Source organism: Novosphingobium sp., assembly GCF_041915465.1.
Taxonomy (GTDB): Bacteria; Pseudomonadota; Alphaproteobacteria; order Sphingomonadales; family Sphingomonadaceae; genus Novosphingobium.
This window is the reverse complement of sequence record NZ_JAYSBK010000007.1, coordinates 1-17292: the sequence shown is the minus strand read 5'-3', so window position 1 is coordinate 17292 and position 17292 is coordinate 1. Positions and strand designations below refer to the sequence as shown.

General features: G+C 63.7%; 14 protein-coding genes. 4 read left to right on the top strand and 10 right to left on the bottom strand.

The window, feature by feature from the left end; genetic code table 11:
• Positions 1-115 precede the first annotated feature (115 nt).
• A complete protein-coding gene (locus ACE3SN_RS02685; protein WP_374527205.1) occupies positions 116-1012 on the top strand; it encodes a UDP-2,3-diacylglucosamine diphosphatase in 897 nt (298 codons plus the stop codon).
• A complete protein-coding gene (locus ACE3SN_RS02680) occupies positions 1009-2103 on the top strand; it encodes a glycosyltransferase family 4 protein (RefSeq protein ID WP_374527203.1) in 1095 nt (364 codons plus the stop codon). Before ACE3SN_RS02685 ends, ACE3SN_RS02680 begins: the two co-directional genes overlap by 4 nt.
• On the opposite strand, the gene ACE3SN_RS02675 is transcribed toward ACE3SN_RS02680, so the two are convergent.
• From ACE3SN_RS02675 to ACE3SN_RS02665, 3 genes are all read right to left on the bottom strand, one after another.
• Entirely contained in the window at positions 2066-2506 is a 441-nt protein-coding gene (locus ACE3SN_RS02675) for an Rrf2 family transcriptional regulator (RefSeq protein ID WP_374527201.1), read from the bottom strand. The genes ACE3SN_RS02680 and ACE3SN_RS02675 overlap by 38 nt on opposite strands.
• A 66-nt stretch (positions 2507-2572) precedes the next feature.
• Positions 2573-3370: an outer membrane protein assembly factor BamD gene (locus ACE3SN_RS02670; RefSeq protein WP_374527199.1), complete on the bottom strand. Its 798-nt coding sequence runs from the start codon at positions 3368-3370 to the stop codon at positions 2573-2575.
• Between the two features lie 70 nt (positions 3371-3440).
• Complete coding sequence (locus ACE3SN_RS02665) at positions 3441-5387, bottom strand: lipoxygenase family protein (RefSeq protein ID WP_374527198.1); 1947 nt, start codon at positions 5385-5387, stop codon at positions 3441-3443.
• Between the two features lie 160 nt (positions 5388-5547).
• Here ACE3SN_RS02665 and ACE3SN_RS02660 point away from each other — a divergent pair, with 160 nt between their 5' ends.
• Positions 5548-6690, top strand: a complete 1143-nt coding sequence (locus ACE3SN_RS02660; RefSeq protein ID WP_374527197.1) for a diguanylate cyclase domain-containing protein — start codon at positions 5548-5550, stop codon at positions 6688-6690.
• Positions 6691-6693: 3 nt separating this feature from the next.
• Here the strand turns inward: ACE3SN_RS02660 and ACE3SN_RS02655 are convergent, their stop codons facing one another.
• Entirely contained in the window at positions 6694-7608 is a 915-nt protein-coding gene (locus ACE3SN_RS02655; protein WP_374527196.1) for a CmcJ/NvfI family oxidoreductase, read from the bottom strand.
• Between the two features lie 166 nt (positions 7609-7774).
• Here ACE3SN_RS02655 and ACE3SN_RS02650 point away from each other — a divergent pair, with 166 nt between their 5' ends.
• The gene (locus ACE3SN_RS02650) at positions 7775-8449 is read left to right on the top strand and encodes a hypothetical protein (RefSeq protein ID WP_374527195.1); all 675 of its coding nucleotides are present in this window, start codon (positions 7775-7777) and stop codon (positions 8447-8449) included.
• A gap of 43 nt (positions 8450-8492) precedes the next feature.
• Here the strand turns inward: ACE3SN_RS02650 and ACE3SN_RS02645 are convergent, their stop codons facing one another.
• From ACE3SN_RS02645 to ACE3SN_RS02620, 6 genes are all read right to left on the bottom strand, one after another.
• Entirely contained in the window at positions 8493-9362 is an 870-nt protein-coding gene (locus ACE3SN_RS02645; RefSeq protein WP_374527194.1) for an HNH endonuclease, read from the bottom strand.
• A gap of 60 nt (positions 9363-9422) precedes the next feature.
• Complete coding sequence (locus ACE3SN_RS02640; RefSeq protein ID WP_374527193.1) at positions 9423-9833, bottom strand: endonuclease domain-containing protein; 411 nt, start codon at positions 9831-9833, stop codon at positions 9423-9425.
• A 162-nt stretch (positions 9834-9995) separates the two neighbouring features.
• Complete coding sequence (lepA, locus tag ACE3SN_RS02635; RefSeq protein WP_374527192.1) at positions 9996-11813, bottom strand: translation elongation factor 4; 1818 nt, start codon at positions 11811-11813, stop codon at positions 9996-9998.
• Between the two features lie 59 nt (positions 11814-11872).
• The gene (locus ACE3SN_RS02630; protein ID WP_374527191.1) at positions 11873-14029 is read right to left on the bottom strand and encodes a putative bifunctional diguanylate cyclase/phosphodiesterase; all 2157 of its coding nucleotides are present in this window, start codon (positions 14027-14029) and stop codon (positions 11873-11875) included.
• 194 nt (positions 14030-14223) lie between these two features.
• Entirely contained in the window at positions 14224-16731 is a 2508-nt protein-coding gene (locus tag ACE3SN_RS02625) for an EAL domain-containing protein (RefSeq protein WP_374527190.1), read from the bottom strand.
• Between the two features lie 352 nt (positions 16732-17083).
• Positions 17084-17292: hypothetical protein (locus ACE3SN_RS02620; RefSeq protein WP_374527189.1), on the bottom strand; the 209-nt coding region annotated here is incomplete at its 5' end.

Below are 17292 nucleotides of genomic sequence, written 5' to 3'. Positions count from 1 at the left end.
CACCGGGAAATGGTCCGCTTTCCCCGACTGTCACAGTCGCGTCACATCGCCACACAACCGCAATGCTGGCGGCCCAATGGCGACTTCGATGAACCAATCGAAGGGGACCTGACCGATGCCGATTCGCCCCACTGGCGACAAGAGCCTGCCCGCCTGGCTCGACCTGCCCGAACCGCGCGGGTTCCGCCCCAAGCGGCGTTATCGCACCGTCTGGATCAGCGACATCCACCTCGGCACGCGCGGCTGCAATGCCGAAATGCTGCTCGATTTCCTGCGCTCGATCGAGTGCGAGACGCTCTATCTGGTCGGCGACATCGTCGATGGCTGGCGGCTGCGCAAGGGCTGGTACTGGCCCGATGCCCACAACGAAGTGGTCCGCCGCGTGCTCAAGCTGGCGCATCGCGGCACCCACGTGGTGCTGGTTGCAGGCAACCACGACGAAATGCTGCGCCCCTATGCCGGGATGAGCTTCGGCGGGGTCGAGGTCGCGCTCGAGGCGATCCACGTGACGGCAGACGGCCGCCGCTTGCTGATCACCCACGGCGACGGGTTCGACCAGGTGGTGCTCTACGCCCGCTGGCTCGCGTTTCTCGGCGACAAGGCCTATTCGTTGCTGCTGCGGCTCAACGTGGTGCTGAATTCCGTGCGGCGGCGCTTCAAGCTGCCCTACTGGTCGCTGTCGGCGTACCTCAAGAAGCGGGTCAAGAACGCGGTCCAGTTCATCGGCGCCTTCGAAGATGCCGTCGCCCACGCCGCGCGCGACCGGCAGGTCGACGGGGTGGTCTGCGGCCACATCCATTCCGCCGAAATCCGCCAGATCGGCGAGATCACCTATTACAACGACGGCGATTGGGTCGAAAGCTGCACGGCGCTGGTCGAGGACCACACCGGCGCGATGGCGATCGTCGACTGGGCAGCCGAAAACCGCACCGCCGCCGCCGCCAAGGGCGCGCCTGCAAGCACCACCAGCGAAACCGAGAACGACATCGCGCCCGAAAAGGAACCGGCATGAAAATCGCAATCTGCACCGACGCCTGGCACCCGCAGGTCAACGGCGTCGTCCGTTCGCTGGCGATGACCGTTTCCCAACTGATCGAACGCGGTCACGAGGTCGAGCTGATCACGCCCTCGCAGTTCCGCACCCTGCCGCTGCCGGGCTACAGCGAGATCCGCCTCGCCCTCGCCCCGCGTTTCGGCACCCGGCGCACGCTGACCGACTTCAAGCCCGACGTGGTCCACATCGCCACCGAAGGGCCGATCGGCTGGAGCGCGCGGGGCTGGTGCATGGCGCGCAAGGTGCCTTTCACCACCGCCTTCCACACCCGCTTCCCGGATTATGCCGCGGTGCGCACCGGGCTGGACGCGGAACGGTTCTGGCCGTTCATCCGCCGCTTTCACGCGCCTTCGCGCGCGGTGCTGGTATCGACCCATTCGCTGGCCACGGAACTGGCCGCGCGCGGGCTTGGCCAAACCCGGATCTGGTCGCGCGGGATCGACCGCAGCCTGTTCCATCCCGGCCATGCGCCGCTGCCCGAACTGGCCGCCCTGCCCGGCCCGATCCAGCTCTATGTCGGCCGCGTCGCCTCGGAAAAGAACCTGCCCGCGTTCCTTGAGAGCAAGGTTCCCGGCACCAAGGTCGTGGTGGGCAACGGACCGGACCTCGCCGCGCTCAGCGCCCGTTATCCCGACGTCCGCTTTCTCGGCGCGCTCGGCGGCGACGCCCTCGCCCGGGCCTATTGTTCGGCCGACGTGTTCGTCTTCCCCAGCCGCACCGATACCTTCGGACTGGTGCTGATCGAAGCGCTGGCCTGCGGCGTGCCGGTGGCGGCCTATCCCGTGGCTGGCCCGCTCGACATCATTGGCGCGCACGGGCGCGGCGCGGACGGCAGCTTCCCCGCCACGGTCGGCGTGCTCGAGGAAGACCTCGACATGGCGATCCGCAAGGCGCTGCGGCTTGATCCGCTGGCGGCGGCAGTCATCGGCGCGGGCTTCAACTGGGACCGCGCAACCGACCAGTTCCTGGCGGCCCTGCACGAAGCCGCAACCGGCGCAGCCTCGCCCGCGGTCAGTCCTCTGTACCGTCGAACGGCGGTACCGGCGTAATCGGATCGGCCAGGGTTACCTTGTCGAGCATCGCGGCCATTTCGTCGCGCAGGGTGACCATCAGCCCGCGCAGGCGGCATTCCGCCTCGGGTAGGCAATTGGCGCAATGTTCATGCGCATTGCGCGCGGCACAAGGCACCAGCGCCAGGCTGCCGCGCGTAAGGCGGATGATGTCGCCATAACGGATATCGACCGGGGCGAGCGCCAGTTCATAGCCGCCGTCACGCCCGCGGTGTGAAATCACCACCCCTTCGCGGACCATCTCGCTCAGAATGACGGTCAGGAACTTGCGCGGGATGTTCTGGCTTTCGGCGATTGCGTCGAGCCGCACAGGCCCCTGCCGCCAGGTGTCGGCCAGGTGCTGCAAGGCACGGATCGTGTAGCGGGTTTTCTGTGACAGCATGACGAGAGCGCACAAAAGCGCTCGCCGCCTTTAAAAGTCAACCTGCCAAGTAGAAACGCGGCGCGATTAGCGCGCGGAAATTCCCGGCGCGTGCTTTTGCATCAGGTCGTAAGCCTTCTTGTACCACTCGTTACCCGGATAGTTCGCGCCCAGCACGGCGGCATATTTCTGCGCTTCTTCGGGTACGCCCAGCGCCAGGCTGGTTTCGACCATGCGGAACAGCGCCTCGGGCACGTGGCTGGTGGTCTGGTACTTTTCGATCACGTTGCGGAAGCGCAGGTTGGCGGCAAGCCACTTGCCCGAACGCTCGTAGCTGCGGCCGATCTCCATTTCCTTGCCGGCCAGATGATCGTTCACCAGGTCGATCTTGATGCGCGAGTCAGCGGCATATTCGGTGTTGGGATAGCGGCGCACCACTTCGTTCAGCGCATCGAGCGCCAGCATGGTGATCTTCTGGTCGCGGTCCACGTCGCTGATCTGTTCGTAATAGCACAGCGCGATCAGGTAATAGGCATAGGGCGCATCGCGGTTGCCGGGGTGGATCGACAGGAAGCGCTGCGCTGCCTGAATCGCCTTGGTGTAATCGCGGGCGACGTAATAGGAAAAAGCGCTCATCAGCTGGGCGCGGCGGGCCCAGGGCGAATAGGGATGCTGGCGCTCCACCTCGTCGAACAGGGCGGCGGCAATCTTGGTATCGCCGCGATCGAGCCGGTCCTTGGCCGCCATGTAGAGCGTATCGACGTCGCGCGCGACGAAGGCCGTATCCTTGGCCTTGCCGCCCCGGCCGGCACAGCCAGACGTGAAGACAAGCGCCGTGGCGGCAGTGGCGAGGATGGCGAGCTTCAGCGGCGATCGGGCGTACATGGGGATGGCCTATAACCAGCCACAGCCTGAACGCCAAGTGAAAGCCAAGCCCGCGCGCCGGGTTTTGCGCTCAAATGTTGATGCTGGTCGGAACCATGCTGGGCAGCAGGAACGGATAGGCCACGCGGCGCTGCGCGTTGCGGGCAACGATCCGTTCTTCAACCTTCATCAGCGCGCCCTGGAAGCGCACCAGCGGCCCCTCCGGGCCGGTCACGGCCGGATCGGCAAACCACGCCGGATACGGGAAATCGCGGCTGAGATAGGTGCCAAGCGGGCGGTAGTGCAGCGAGCCGAGCAGGTAGAGCACCTCTAGCTGCTTCAGCGCGAGCTGCGATGGCGGCATATAGCTCAGCCATTCCTGCCGGTCGTGACCGTGCCGCTCCAGCGGCGCGGCCTGCCAGCCGGCCCCGGTTACGGCTGGCGCAAACTCCATGATCGCGGCCTGCGGAAAGTTGACCGCCGCGTGCTGCGCGCTGGCGGTGAACAGGATCATCGTGGCGGTATCGACCAGCTGTGCGCGCGTGGTTATCGCTCCAAAGCCCTTGACCTGCCCTTCCCCGGCAATCGCCGCGGCCCAGGCGGCCAGTTCGGTATCGCCGACCACATCGCTGTCCGCCGCGTAATAGAGCCCGACATAGCCCTGAACCCATTCGTGAATTGCCTGCCAGACCAGCAAGGCATCGTCGCGGTAAGGGAAATCGGGCAGCATGCCAGCATCATCCACACCGCGCGCCTTGAGGTCGTGCGGCAGCATCTTGGCATTGAAATCGAAGGCAAAGCGCGCGTCGGCGGCCATCTGCTGGCTGGAGGCGATGGTGCCGCCGAAGATCCGGTCGATCGGGCCGTTCGGCGTGATCAGCGATGTCGCCGCCTCGTAATTGATGAACAAGGTGCCTTCGAAATGCGGCACCAGCAGCGCCCACAGCGGGTGGACTTCGGCCAGGTGGCGGCGGGTTGCCACGGCCACGGCCTCGATCACCAGGTGGGTGTGGGCAAGGTGCGCAAACAGTTCGTGGTAATTGCCATCGGCCACCTGTACGATCAGCTTGGCGATTTCCCAGCCCCATTGCTCGTCGGCGCGCACGGTTGGCGTGAAGATCGGATTCTCGTTCGGGTCCTGGCCGCACTGGATCGCAACCGGCACCAGGCTGGCCCCGCCCGGCGGCACGGCGAACAGCGCAATCGGGCAATAGACGTATTTCGCTTGCCCATCGGTGCTGCCGGGGACAAGCACGGACAGGGCTTCGTAGTCGAGGATATAGAGCCGCCCTTCGGCAATCGCCGATGCCAGCGTGTCGCCGTTAACGACCGCGGCATAGTGCGCCTCGGTCAGCGGCAACTTGGCGGGCAGCGCGTCGACCCGCGCAATCAGCATCGGGTTGGGACCGGCCACGCGCAGGCGCGCAAATTCGTGGTCGTCCTGAAAGCACCAGGCGATCCCCGGCAGCGGCACGTCGCGGAACAGCTCGCGATAGGTTTCAAGGCTGCGCGGGAAGGCATTGCCCAGCGCCGCCTCCTTGGCCTCGCCCAGTTCAAGGATTGCGCAAAGCTTGCGCGCGTGATCCTCGAAGCGGGCCGCCAGCCCCTCTTCGCCCAGCGCGAGCAGCTCCATTTCGACGTCCTGCGCCAGGCGCGACCAGATCGTGCCGCCGCTGGTGTTGTGGGCGATCTTGGCCTTGATCGCGGCGACTTCGGCAGAGATCGCGGCGGCGATGGCCGCGCTCGCGGCGATCCCGGCGCTATCGCTCACCGCGCCCCGGCTTTGCGCTTCCTGCTGCACGGCAAGGTGGTTTTCGACCAGCTTGACGAAGATTTCGGTCAGCAGCACCCACCAGGTCAGCGTTGGCGTTTCGGCGGCCGGCAGACCCTTCACCACCGGCACTTGCGGCAGCGAGGGAACCTGCGTGGTCCATTCGTAGCCGACCCGCGTCAGATCGAGTTGCAGCGCGCGCGCGATCTTCTTCGCTGCGGTGTCATTCTGGGGCAGAGAGGGTTTGGCGGGCGCGCAATGCGGCATGGACCTGGCTCCTGATGATGCGTCTGGCGTCGCGCCGCAGGGTTAGGGCAACATGGTTAAGATTTCGGGACCAGGCGCGTAGAAACCATTCTGAACCAAATACCTGCAAGCACGGCAGCTTAACCAAACCTTCAACGTTCGCCCCGTATTCATCTGCAGCATGAGCACCCGGGGGCAGCGCATCCGCGAATTCTTCGCACCCACCATTCCGGCGGAAATCCGGGATGAATTCGTGCTGCTTTCCGCCGCGCAGCTGCAGCAGCAATCGCGCTGGCTGTTCCTTGCGCTGCTGTTGACGACGCCCACGGCCGCGCTCGCGGCGTCAGCCGATGCCAATGTCTGGGTGCGCGTTGGCACCCCGATCGCGATGGCGCTGGCCTGCCTTGCCGGATTCCTCAACGTCAGCCGCGACCTGCGCCTGGTCGGCAAACCGCGCCGCGCCGCCAAGTTCATCCGCGAAGGCACGATTTCATCCAGCCTGATCGCCGTGATGTGTTCGACCTGGTGCGTCTATTCCTGGCTCGGCGCGCCCGAGGCCGAGCGGATCTATTACCCGATGATCATCGCGCTGGGCGCATTCTCGACCGCTTACTGCGTATCGAGCGCGCGGGTCGCGGCGATTGCCAACCTGGGGATCAACCTCATCCCGATGTCGGTGCTGCTGTTCACCTCGGGCAGCCGGATGGACCTGGCGGTGGCGGTCAGCCTGCTGATCGCGGGCGCGTTCCAGCTGCACATGATCGTCCAGAACCAGCGCAACGTCGTGAACCTCCTAAGCCTCCAGCGTCAGGCGCGCGAGCTGGCGCTGTCCGATCCGCTGACCGGCCTGCTCAACCGCCGCGCGCTGCTCGACAACGCGCTGGCACTCGGCGGCGGCGAGCATCTGCGGCTGATGCTGGTCGATATCGACAACTTCAAGGCGATCAACGACGGCTTCGGCCACGACACCGGCGACGAAGTGCTGGTCCGCGTGGCCGAGCGGCTCGCCTGCCAGGCCGAGATCCGCGGCAGCGTGGCGCGCATCGGGGGCGAGGAATTCGCGATCCTGGGCACGGCGGAGGAACTCCCCGCCAGCCTTGCGCTCGCGGTGCTGGCCGATATCCGCAACGCCGCGATGCCGCACGCCCAGCAGGTCACCGTCAGCATCGGTGTGGCCGAGGGCCGGATCGCGGGCGAGGCGGACTGGCGCGAGCTGTTCAACCGCGCCGATACCGCGCTCTACAGCGCCAAGACCGGCGGCCGCAACCGCATCGTCGAGGACGCCGCCGCGCCCTCCCCTGCCCCCGCTATCGCGGCCGCCTGAGCCTTATTCCCAGAACGCCACGCAGCGCACCTCTATCGAGGAGCGGATTTTCGTATCAGGCAGGCTGGTGTCGTGAAAGGCGGTGTGCGGGCAGCGCCAGGTGACCGAATGGTCGCTGTCGTAGAACTTGAACAGCAGCACATCATCGCGGTCCATGTTCGAGAAGTACCACCAGCGGTGCGCATCGCGCTGGCGCAGGATCGTGGCGGCGATCATCTGGTCCTCGCCCACGACCGGCGCGGTCAGCGCCTCGCCCACCGGAAACTCATCGACCACGAACAGGGTGTTGTTCGCCAGCTCGTCCCCCACGATCGAGCGCCCGTCCATCAGCGCCAGCGGCCAGTCCTGCGGCCCTTCGCTGAAGGTGCGCCAGAAGCTGAAGCAGCAGTGCCGCGAATAGCCCGGCCCGCCGGGCCGCCGCTCGGCATAGAGCCGCGCCCCGGCGCGTTCGCCGGTCAGCGGGTTATAGTCGATATGCGCCTCGCCCGCCTGAGGCTGCAGCCCACCGGAATGCTGATAGCCCGCCACCTTTTCCGCCGCGCGCTGCGAGAGGTCGGCCGTGGTGCGCTGCATCCAGCCCTGCACCGCGACAAAGCTCGCCCCGGTCAGCGCCTTCACCGCCTCGGCCACCTCGTCGTTATAGAGCGCGTCAACCACCGCCCGGTCGGCAAAATCCCCCACGGCCGAGCGGTGCCGCCCGATCATGAAGCCGTGGGTGCCGAGCGTGAAGTGATCGCGGATCGGCATCCCGTCGCGCATCGGCATCTGGTGGTCTGCATAGTCGCCGGTGTTGATCTCCGCCCCCTGGCTGACATAGCGCCGGGTGACGTAATCGCCCTCGTCCAGATAGCGGATCCACGCCGGGAACGTGCGCGCGCGCGCCTCGATCTCGTCCGGCTGCGCCGTGGCTTCAGTCATCTCGCTCTCCTGCCGGCGCCGGGGCCGATCGTGTTTGTATGCGTTGCTGACAATCCTACCGAACGTTAGCGTTGCCGCAAGGGCCAAGCCGCCCGCCCGAAACAATTTTCCTACTCCCGCCCCATCGGTCATGTTCCCAAGCCCTCCCCTGCTCGAGACCGCCCCCATGACCATTTCCAAGGCCCGCCGTGCGCCCAAACCCGGCACGATCCCCGATTTCCGCCCCGTCCCGCGCCACTACAACCGTCACGACGGCTGGACGGAAGAGCGCCAGCGCGGCTTCATCGCGGCGCTGGCCGATACCGGCAGCGTCAAGGCCGCCGCCCAGCGCGTCAACATGACGCCCGAAGGCGCCTACCAACTGCGCCGCCACCCGGAGGCGGAGAGCTTTCGCCAGGCCTGGGAAACCGCACTGGCGCTGGGCGTGCAGCAACTGGAAGACATCGCGATGGAGCGCGCGCTCCATGGCCAGGAAGTGCCGGTCTATTCCTATGGCAAGCTGATCGGCAGCCGCGTGGTCTACAACGACCGCCTGCTGATGTTCCTTTTGCGCAACCGCGCCCCCACCCGCTTTTCCGCCGACGGCCGCGTCACCGCGCGGCGCAGCGCCATCGGCGACCCGCAGCTCGCCACCCAGCTATCGCGGCTGAAAAAGCAGTGGCGCAAGGAATGGGAAGCCGAACGCGAAGCCCAGAGCAAGGCCGACGCAGCCCCGGTGATCGAACAGCTCAACGCCAAGCTGGAGAAGATGCGCCAACGCAGGCTTGCGGCGATGAGCCCGAAGGTGCGCGAAGCGTGGGAAGCGTATCAGGCGGCGGCGGAGGAGGATGGTGGTGGGTAAAAGTTTGGCACACTGTCAGCCCAATCGAACGGCAATCACGTGCTCAGCGTTCGAAGCCATGAAACTGTCGATGCCATGACAGAAATTGCGGATGTGGTCGATACGCGACAACTTCAGGAGTGAGCAACCGCCCTGTCTTATTGATGACTGCCTCCACACCTTCGCGGTCATTCACCTTGCGGTGAACCAGAATCGAAAGGTCATCTGCAAATCCGATCAAGCCACGATCGAACATCCAATGCGCTGTGCCCGACAGGGCCAAACCATTTCGGACACTATCGGGTCCACCATGTTCAACTGGCCTGATATGTGCGGCCTGCGCCTCCAATCGCCCCCCACCATTGACGAGCTTGAAGCCAGTGATCGCACACCGCCCATCATAAGCTTCCATCACCGCTCGGCGAAACGCACGGTCCCGGAAGGGGCGTGAAACAAGCGATTGAACCAAAGGGCGTTCAACCTCGAACGGAACCCGAACTTCTTGCACTCGATCCAAGGGTTCCGGATCTCCAGTTCGAGGCAAAAATTCTTCCTCTGGCAAACCAAGCGCGACAATGCGGGCAAAGTCTGAATTCGACAGCAGACGAACCGCAGCCTGTGCGTTTGCCAAGTCTCTTTCGACAGGCTGACCATCCACAACATGGGGAACAGTTGGAGAAAACGGTAGGTAACTACCTGGTTCAATCAAGGCACGATAACGATCTGTTACGTCGGGATCAGAAATAATATTCGCGACCTTCGCCACAGCGAAAAAGCCCTTGGATTGGGGAATTTTCACTGGCTCACGATAAACAATCCAGTCGCCGACCATTTGCTTGGCCCGGCTGAGATAGCTCTTCGGGAACTGGTAATGCATTTCGGGGATGTCATCGTAGACCGAGCCATCCTTGTGCATGAAAACGCCGAAGGTCATACCTTGCTACATTTCCCTAATTACCGGCGAAAATCCAACCGATTGCTTACTGATGCAATCTCAAGGGCGGGTATGCAAGCGCCCACCCCTAGCCCCTCCCGCTTGCGGGAGGGGTTGGGGGTGGGTTGATGCGGCGATAAGCTCGCTCAATCGGGTTACCACCCCTTCGACGTTGTCCAGCACGTCCTGATTGGTGAAGCGCACCAGCCGGAAACCATTGGCCTGCAGCCAGCCATCGCGGCGCGCATCGTGGTCCTGCCGCAAGTCATGCGAAAAGCCGTCGAGTTCAACGATGAGGTTGAGTTCCCGGCAGAGGAAATCGGCGAAGTATGGGCCGACGGGCATTTGCCGACTGAATTTCACGCCAAGTTGCGAGCGGGCGAGATAGCGCCACAGCAGCCGCTCGGCAGGGGTGGCGGCATTGCGCAGTTCGCGGGCGCGGGGCGTGTTGCGCGGTTTGAACGCGGGCATGGGGTGTTGGGTAACTGGCGGGGGGATTGGCCGCAAGTGTTTGTGGTTGGATTGGAAGGGTGCCCACCCCTAACCCCTCCCGCGCGCGGGAGGGGGACTTGCAAGGGTGCGCTGGGCTTCTCCCCTCCCGCATGCGGGAGGGGTCGGGGGTGGACCTTGGGCCTACTCTTCACCCATTCTCAACGCAGCAATGAAAGCTTCCTGCGGAATCTGCACGTTACCGTACTCGCGCATCCGCGCCTTGCCCTTCTTCTGCTTTTCCAGCAGCTTCTTCTTGCGGGTGATGTCGCCGCCATAGCACTTGGCGGTGACGTCCTTGCGCATCGCGGCGATGGTTTCGCGGGCGATCACCTTGCCGCCGATCGCGGCCTGGATCGGGATCTTGAACAGGTGGCGCGGGATCAGGTCTTTCAGGCGCTCGCACATGTGGCGGCCGCGTTCCTCGGCGACGGAGCGGTGGACGATCATCGACAGTGCGTCGACCGGCTCGTTGTTGACGAGGATCCCCATCTTGACGAGGTCGCCCTCGCGCAGGCCGATCTGTTCATAGTCGAAGCTGGCATAGCCGCGGCTGATGCTTTTCAACCGGTCATAGAAATCGAACACCACTTCGTTGAGCGGCAGTTCATAGCTGATCTGCGCGCGCCCGCCCACGTAAGTAAGGTCGGTCTGGATGCCGCGGCGGTCCTGGCAGAGCTTGAGGATGGAGCCGAGGTATTCGTCGGGGGTATAGATCGTGGCCTTGATCCACGGTTCGTCGATCTGCTCGATCCGGCTGGGATCGGGATAGTCGGCCGGGTTGTGGAGCATGATCTCGCGCGCGTCGTCGGTCTTCGATTTGCGCAGCTGGATGCGGTAGACCACGCTGGGCGCAGTGGTGATCAGGTCGAGGTCGTATTCGCGGGTGAGGCGTTCCTGGATGATTTCCAGGTGCAGCAGGCCCAGGAACCCGCAGCGGAAGCCAAAGCCGAGCGCGGCGCTCGATTCCATTTCGAAGCTGAAAGACGCGTCGTTGAGGCGCAGCTTGCCGATGGACTCGCGCAGCTTTTCAAAGTCGGCCGCGTCGACCGGGAACAGGCCGCAGAACACCACGGGCTGGACTTCCTTGAAGCCGGGGCAAGCCTCGGTCGCGCCCTGCTTGACCGTGGTGATGGTGTCGCCGACCTTGGCCTGGGCGACGTCCTTGATCTGGGCGGTGATGAAGCCGATCTCGCCGGGGCAAAGCTCGTCGAGCTGCTCGATCTTGGGCGTGAAGCAGCCGACGCGGTCGATCAGGTGTTCGGTGCCGCCGGCCATGAACTTGACCTGGAGGCCCTTCTTGATCGCGCCGTCGATGACGCGCACCAGGATGACGACGCCGAGGTAGGGATCGTACCAGCTGTCGACCAGCATGGCCTTGAGCGGCGCGGCGCGGTCGCCCTTGGGCGCGGGGATGCGTTCGACCACGGCGTCGAGCACGTCCTCGATCCCGATGCCGGACTTGGCGGAGGTGAGCACCGCGTTCGAGGCATCGAGGCCGATGATCTCCTCGATCTCGTTCTTGACCTTTTCGGGTTCGGCGGCGGGCAGGTCGATCTTGTTGATGACGGGGACGATCTCGTGGTCGTGCTCGATCGACTGGTAGACGTTGGCCAGCGTCTGCGCCTCGACCCCCTGCGCCGCGTCCACCACCAGCAGCGCGCCCTCGCAGGCGGCGAGGCTGCGGCTGACCTCATAGGCGAAGTCGACGTGGCCGGGGGTGTCCATCAGGTTGAGCTCGTATTCGAGCCCGTCCTTGGCCTTGTACTTCAGGCGCACCGTCTGCGCCTTGATGGTGATCCCGCGTTCCTTCTCGATGTCCATGTTATCAAGGACTTGCGCGCTCATCTCGCGCTCGGACAGGCCGCCGGTGAACTGGATCAGGCGGTCGGCCAGCGTGGACTTGCCGTGGTCGATGTGGGCAATGATGCTGAAGTTGCGGATACGCGAAAGGTCGGTCATCCCGCGCCCTTAGCCGCAGAAGATCAAACTGTCAGCAGGCTTGCTTGCCCGCCCGAAAATCAGGCCGCCCGCACGCTTTTCACCTTGGGATCGACCTGCCCGAACTTCGGCAAGGAAATCGGCATCCCCGGCTGCTGCATCAAATGCATCGGCGACTGTCCCGGGGCCAGTGCGGTCAGCGGCATTCCGGCCTGAGCCAAAACGTAGGGGGATACCCGATGGCGGGTGCAAAGGCCCCCCGCCCCGTCGTCAACCAACGGCTGTTCGAATTCCAGTCCCTGCATCGATCCAGCCGAACGCCGCACGTTCGCAACGGATAGCTGGCCTTCGCCAAAGTCGATCACGAACTGCGTGCCGATGGGAACATCGACCAGACCTTCGACCATGCAGCCCGAACGCGACAGGTTCCGCATGGTGACTTCATAGCGGTGATCCTCGTGGATCAACCCAACCTTGCGCAGCACGGTGCGACGCTCCGGACGGTACTTGCTGGGGCCATCGGGTTCGATCACCCATTCCCCGCTCATCATCGCTTCGCAGACATCTTCGAACGAGACCGCTGCGGCATAGATAAAGCCCTGGATCTGCCCGACCTTGAGGCGGCGCATGGCTTCGAGTTCGTCGTGCGCCTCAATGCCCTCTGCGGTCGTCTCCATTCCGAGCGCTTCGGCCAGGCTAACAATCGCCGTGATGATTGCGCTGTTGCGGTTGTCCTTTTCGGTCACGCCGCGGATGAACGACTTGTCGATCTTGATCTTGTCGAACGGAGCATGCTGCAGATAGCTGAGCGACGAATAGCCGGTGCCGAAATCATCGAGCGCCAGTCGCACGCCCAGCATCTTTAGTGCGACGAACATGTCTTCGGTCGCGGCGCGATCACCCAGGAAGATCGATTCCGTCAGTTCCAGCTCGAGCCGCTCTGGCGCCAGTTCGGATTGGGCCAGAGCCTGGGCTACCACCGCAGCAAAGCCCGGATTGGAGAACTGCGCCGCCGAAACGTTGACGGAAACCCGCGGGCTGCCCGGCCACTGCACAGCATCGGCACAAGCCTGCTTCAGGATCCAGTCGCCAAGCGGGCCAATCAGGTTCGCCTCTTCCGCAATCGGGATAAATATTGACGGCGGCACATCGCCCAGTTCGGGGTGCTCCCAGCGGGTGAAGGCCTCGAGCGACACGACCTTGTTGGTCAGCGTATCGATAATCGGCTGGTAGACGACCCGCATCTGATCGTTGCCAAGCGCATCGCGCAGGTCGTCCTCGATCTGGCGGCGGCGTTCGGCCTCGGAATGGAGGTCGCTCGAATAGAACCGGAACTGGCCGCGTCCGCCATCCTTCGAGGCATAGAGTGCCAGGTCGGCCGAGCGTACCACTTCCTCGCTCGTGATCCCGTCATACGGAGCTATCGCGATCCCGACCGATGCGCCGATAACGCAGCGGCTGCCCTCGATCTGATAGGGCTGCGAGACCATCGTGATGATCGTCTTGGCAATTTCACCCAGGCGGCCGCGATCGTCGATATCGGGCAGCATGATCTGGAATTCGTCACCACCCAACCGGCCGATTTCGCAGTTCTTGTCCGTGACCACCCGCTGCAAGCGCTGCGCAACCTGCTTGAGCAATTCGTCGCCTGCCGGGTGACCCAGGGTATCGTTGACCTGTTTGAACCGGTCGAGGTCAATCATCATGACCGCACACGCGCGCTTGGCGGTCTTGTATGCCGTCAAGGTCGCGCCGAGGCGCTTGCCCATGCGGTGCCGGTTTGCAAGGCCCGTCAGCGAGTCATATTGCGCAAGCCGCGAGGCATCCCGCTGGCTCTGCCGCGTGGCGGTGATATCCGTTCCGTTGCCGCGATACCCAACGAAATTCCCGTCGGATCCAATCTGCGGCCGGCCCGAAATCGACCACCAGATTTCCGCGTCATCGAGGGCCGCACGCACCGGCAGGTCGATAAAGGTCTTCCGGGCCGAAAGGATCAGCGGAAGCGTCCGCTCGACCGTATCGTCTTCGTCGCGTTCGAGCAGGAACAGCGATTGGATCGGTTGGCCCAGCAATTCTTCGCGCGAACGCCCCATGCGCTGCGCCACGACATCAGAGATATAGGTCAGTCGGCCGTCGCTGTCGCTTGCCCAGAACCAGCCGATTCCCGACGATTCATAGTCCCGCAGCAAAAGCAAGGCCTGGCGCAGTTCCTGGTTGGAGACAGGCGCAGTCGGCACCTGCAACGACGAATCCCCCTTGCCCCCCAGCAAGTTGCGAAATCGTCCCAGCCGTGAACCCCCAACTTCAGCCATATGGGCGCCAATTCAATCCTTTGTCGCGCGGTTACCAGTTAGCGTCGATTTATAAGCAAGCATGGTTTCCGAAAGTCTAATGCCTAGGCAAATTCGCGTATTTTCCGCCATTCCCGCGTTCAATTATCCCTTCTGAGGACCGTATTTCGAAGCCGAGCACCCGGCGCCATCTGTGAAACAACCGCTATTCGCCCACCTTCATCGAGCGCGAGCGGCGCCGCGAATTCCATTCCCATGCGATCTTCCTGGCTCCACCGGGTGGTTGCAGTGACGGTCTGGCCTTCTGCCAGGATGATCCGGAAAATCGTGCCGGGCGGCACATTCCAAAGGCCTTCGACCATTGCACCGGTCGTGGAGAGGTTGCGGATCGTGCCATGATAGTGTTGCCCGTTGTGGTCGAGCACCACCTTGCGCAGCATCGTCTGGCGAGCTGCACGCGCTGCCCTTGGCCCCTTGGCGATGGCGGAAAGCCCGGAATACAGCTTTTGTGTCGCCTGATCGCGCGACAGCGGCTTGGCGTAGATGTAACCCTGAACGTGACTGCAACCCAGCATTCGCACCAGATCGAGTTCGTCCAGCGTCTCCACGCCTTCGGCGGTTGTTTCCATCCCGAGCGATTCAGCCAGACTGACAATCGAGGTAATGATCGCACCATTGCGGCTGCCCGCGATCGTGGCGCCGCGCACGAAGCTCTGGTCAATCTTGATCTTGTCGAACGGCGCCTTTTTCAGATAGCCGAGCGAGGAATAGCCGGTGCCGAAGTCGTCAAGCGCAAGTCGCACACCGACCCGCTTCAGCGCCGTGAACATCGCCTCGGTGCCGTCATCATCGTTGAGGAACACGTTTTCGGTAATTTCAAGCTCAAGCCGCTCAGGATTGACCTGGGCGGCAGCCAGGGCATTCGTGATGATCGCCGGCAACGCGGGATTTGCAAACTGCAACGGTGACACGTTGACGGCGATGCGGACGCTCTCTGGCCAAGCGGCCAGATCCCGGCAAGCGGTGCGCAGCGCCCATTCCCCGATCTGGGCGATCAGGCCGCTATCCTCTGCGATCGGAATGAACCGGGAGGGCGAGAGAAATCCGCGTTCCGGGTGGTTCCAGCGCAGCAGTGCCTCAAAGCCCGTGATGCGTTCGGTCGAGGTATGGACAACCGGCTGGTAATAGAGTTCGAGACCGCCGTTGGTGATCGCATCGCGCAAATCCTGCTCAAGCTGGCGGCGCTCTTCCGCGTCGCTGTGCAGGTCGGCCGCATAGAAGTGATGGCGGCCGCGTCCGCCATCCTTTGCCGCGTAAAGCGCAAGGTCGGCGTTGCGGATGATCGCCTCGCTGCTGACGCCGTCGTCCGGAGCCATCGCGATCCCGACCGAAGCGCCGATCATGACGCGGTGGCCTTCGATGAGGTATGGTTCGGACAGGTCGTGAATGATCCGCTTGGCAAGCTGAGCCAAGGCATCGCGGCGATGGTGACCGGCAAGGATGACCTTGAATTCGTCCCCACCCAGACGGCCCACGCGCCCGCTTTCGCCGACCGCCCGAACAAGTCGGCTCGCCACCTGCTTGAGCAGCGCATCGCCGGCCGGATGTCCCAGCGTATCGTTGACTTGCTTGAAGCGATCGAGATCAAGCAGGAACACGGCGCAGGCACGGTGATCCATGTTCGGCGCCGAGAGAATCTTCTCCAGCGTCTGGGACATCTGGAAGCGATTGGCCAGACCGGTCAGCGAATCGTAATGAGCGAGGCGCGAAGCATGTTCGGCGGACCGCTTCTTTTCCGTAAGATCCGCGCCCGATCCGCGGAACCCCACGAAATTGCCGAAACTGTCGTAGATCGGACGCCCGCTTACCGACCACCAGCGCTCCTCGCGCTGGGTTGCAGCGCGCAGCGCCAGTTCGCTGAAGCTGGAGCGCGCGGTGAGATGGAACGCAAGCGTCCGCTCGCTTTCCTGTCCGGCGGGATCCGGCACAAACAGCTCGGTAAACGAGCGCCCCACCAGGTCGCGGGTTTTCCTTTGCAGCAGCTTGCCGATCGTCGGCGAAACGTAGACCAACTGCCCGCGCCGATCGGTTTCCCAGAACCAGCCCTGTCCAGTCTGTTCGTATTCGTGGAGGATTTCCTCCGCGCGCAGCTGGGCTCGCTGGCGTTCGGCATCGCGCTGTGCGGCTTCCCGGTCGGCCCGCGATTGCCGGATCGAGGTATAGATCGCAACAAGTCCGCCAACGATGAGCGTGAAGAAATTGCCCCGCGCCTCGCCAGTCATCGACACGCCCGCCCACAGCGCGCCTTGCGCAATGATGATTGATGGGACCCGGCGATTGAGGATCACCGCTGCAAGCGCGCCAACGATGACGAGAATGCCCATCGTATCCTGCCAGGGCGCGCCGACTCTGGCGGTCCAACGGGCCAATGCCGCCCCGAACAGCAGCATCGGAGCGCCAACCAGCAGGGCATGGAGCGTATAGCGCCCACCCTGCGTGTGCAGCTTGGATTGTTCGAACTGCCGCGCCCAACGGGTTGAAGCGGTCAAGGCGCAAGCGGCCAGGATCATCAGCAGCGTCGAGATGCGCGGTACCTTGAAGGTCTGAATGCCAAGAAGGATCACCGCTCCTAAAAGGGCCGGTGACATCAGCACCCAGTTTGGCTCAATCAGCGACTGAACCAGATCAGGCAATTCGGCCCGCCGACGTTCGACACGGTTGGTTATGGCCGCATGGGTTGAGCGCCCACCAGTCCCCAAGGGGGCTTCCGCACTATTGCGGGTCCTGTGCTTTTCCTCGTCTTGGCCGGGCGCACGGGTATCGTCGCGCGGATCGAGCGCGCGATTGCCGGATGGATCCGGCGCGGTCCCAGCGACGGGGCCCTGTCTCGCAAGGTTGGCGGACATGCCAACTCCAATGGGCTAGAAGCACTTGCCATTCGGTTAAATTTACCATTGGTCGCCGCCGTAATTCGCGACTTTTGGCAATTGCGCCAAGCCCTCAGGGCAGCGGCTTGAAATGGCGACCGGCAACGTGCATCGTGACGCTCAACAGCGACGAAGGGCCACCACGGACCCGCAGGAAGGGAGGAAAGCGCCAGTCTCCGGTCATGGCGCACAGGTTATGACCGCCAGTCCTTGGAAGTTGTAGAAAAATGGTGCGGGCGCGACTGGCGATATTGACGCCTGTCAGAACCGCGCCGACAACGC

What these genes read in the sequence shown, in the direction of transcription:
- ACE3SN_RS02685 (WP_374527205.1), top strand. Translation starts at nt 116, where the DNA reads ATGCCGATTCGCCCCACTGGCGACAAGAGCCTGCCCGCCTGGCTCGAC.
- ACE3SN_RS02680 (WP_374527203.1), top strand. Translation starts at nt 1,009, where the DNA reads ATGAAAATCGCAATCTGCACCGACGCCTGGCACCCGCAGGTCAACGGC.
- ACE3SN_RS02675 (WP_374527201.1), bottom strand. Translation starts at nt 2,506, where the DNA reads ATGCTGTCACAGAAAACCCGCTACACGATCCGTGCCTTGCAGCACCTG.
- ACE3SN_RS02670 (WP_374527199.1), bottom strand. Translation starts at nt 3,370, where the DNA reads ATGTACGCCCGATCGCCGCTGAAGCTCGCCATCCTCGCCACTGCCGCC.
- ACE3SN_RS02665 (WP_374527198.1), bottom strand. Translation starts at nt 5,387, where the DNA reads ATGCCGCATTGCGCGCCCGCCAAACCCTCTCTGCCCCAGAATGACACC.
- ACE3SN_RS02660 (WP_374527197.1), top strand. Translation starts at nt 5,548, where the DNA reads ATGAGCACCCGGGGGCAGCGCATCCGCGAATTCTTCGCACCCACCATT.
- ACE3SN_RS02655 (WP_374527196.1), bottom strand. Translation starts at nt 7,608, where the DNA reads ATGACTGAAGCCACGGCGCAGCCGGACGAGATCGAGGCGCGCGCGCGC.
- ACE3SN_RS02650 (WP_374527195.1), top strand. Translation starts at nt 7,775, where the DNA reads ATGACCATTTCCAAGGCCCGCCGTGCGCCCAAACCCGGCACGATCCCC.
- ACE3SN_RS02645 (WP_374527194.1), bottom strand. Translation starts at nt 9,362, where the DNA reads ATGACCTTCGGCGTTTTCATGCACAAGGATGGCTCGGTCTACGATGAC.
- ACE3SN_RS02640 (WP_374527193.1), bottom strand. Translation starts at nt 9,833, where the DNA reads ATGCCCGCGTTCAAACCGCGCAACACGCCCCGCGCCCGCGAACTGCGC.
- lepA (WP_374527192.1), bottom strand. Translation starts at nt 11,813, where the DNA reads ATGACCGACCTTTCGCGTATCCGCAACTTCAGCATCATTGCCCACATC.
- ACE3SN_RS02625 (WP_374527190.1), bottom strand. Translation starts at nt 16,731, where the DNA reads ATGTCACCGGCCCTTTTAGGAGCGGTGATCCTTCTTGGCATTCAGACC.